Below are 940 nucleotides of genomic sequence, written 5' to 3' on the forward strand. Positions count from 1 at the left end.
TCGACTTATCGGGTTATTATTACTATGTGTGTTAGTGTACGTGCGCACACGAGTTCGACGCAGAGTGGATCGTCGGCAGCGTCAGATCGGTATAAGAGACAGTCCGTCGGCGAGTGAAGCCCTCGCGGGCGAGCTGGCCGGCGGCATCTACGCGCCGCTCGCGCCGTTTCGCGCCCCCGAGATCCTCGACCGGTTCGAGGCCGCGTTCCCCGAGGTGCAGCTCACCTTCTTCGAGGGCGACCAGGGCAGCCTGCAGGAGGCGCTGCACGACGGACGCTGCGAGGTCGCGCTGATGTACGACCTCGGCGTCGACCACCGCTTCGCCCGCACCGTCATCGACCGCGTGCCGCCCCACGTCATCGTGCCCGAAGCACGTGCCCAGGCGCTCGCCGGGCGATCCGTCGTCAGCCTCAGAGAGTTCGCCGACGACCCCTTCATCCTGCTCAACCTGCCCCACACCGGCGACTACTACCTCCGACTCTTCCGGCAGCTCGGGCTGGAGCCGCGCATCCGGCACGTCTCCCTCGGCTACGAGACGGTGCGCTCGTACGTGGCGCGCGGGCACGGCTACTCGATCCTGAACCAGTGGCTCGATCAGAGCCTCACCTACTCGGGCAAGCGGGTCGTGCCGCTCCGCCTCTCCGACGAGTTCCCGCCCACCGAGGTGTCGCTCGTGCAGCGGCGCGACATCTCGCCCACCCGCAAGGCGCAGGCCTTCGTCGAGGTCTGCCGCGACATCTACCAGGGCTCCGAGGGGGTATCGACTCCATCGATCGGCCGCAACGAACCTTCCCATTAGACGCGGCGCTCCCCGTCTTCGAGGATTGGGGAACCCGGTCACCGGCCCTGCGGCACATCGACCTGACCCGACCGGGACATCCCTGGAGGACGCAATGACGCTGAATTCCGACCGAGCCCATCCCGTGGCCCCCGAGCGCGC

General features: G+C 67.4%; 1 protein-coding gene. It reads left to right on the top strand.

The features are described from left to right. Positions 1-64 precede the first annotated feature (64 nt). The gene (locus tag NS354_RS10550; protein ID WP_241490489.1) at positions 65-799 is read left to right on the top strand and encodes a LysR substrate-binding domain-containing protein; all 735 of its coding nucleotides are present in this window, start codon (positions 65-67) and stop codon (positions 797-799) included. Positions 800-940: the final 141 nt, after the last annotated feature.

This window comes from Leucobacter chromiiresistens, assembly GCF_001477055.1.
Lineage (GTDB): Bacteria > Actinomycetota > Actinomycetes > Actinomycetales > Microbacteriaceae > Leucobacter > Leucobacter chromiiresistens_A.